The organism is Pampinifervens navoyensis (assembly GCF_046159715.1).
In the GTDB taxonomy this organism is placed as follows: Bacteria; Aquificota; Aquificia; order Aquificales; family Aquificaceae; genus Pampinifervens.
On record NZ_JBJXCT010000042.1, the window covers coordinates 1 to 273 of the forward strand.

General features: G+C 68.5%; 1 protein-coding gene. It reads right to left on the reverse strand.

The window, feature by feature from the left end:
- Positions 1-273, reverse strand: a 273-nt coding sequence (locus ACKRDP_RS09930; protein ID WP_409154624.1) for an ABC transporter permease, incomplete at both ends; no start/stop codon positions are given.

Here is a 273-nt window from a genome sequence, read left to right on the forward strand (position 1 = left end):
GCCGCATCGTGTACGGCGTGACGATCAGCGCGTGCGCGAAGATCAGCCAGCCGAAGCTGCCTTGCCCGCCCACCAGCGAGAACATGCGCAGCAGCGCCACGCCCAGCACCAGGTGCGGAATGATCAGCGGCGACAGAAACACGCCTTGCAGATACTGCAGGCCCGGGGCGCGGAAGCGGACGATGGCCATGGCCGCCGGCACCGCCAGTGCGGTCGACAGCGTGGCCGCCGCCAGGCCCAGCCAGAGGCTGTTCCAGAACGACTGCACGAAGT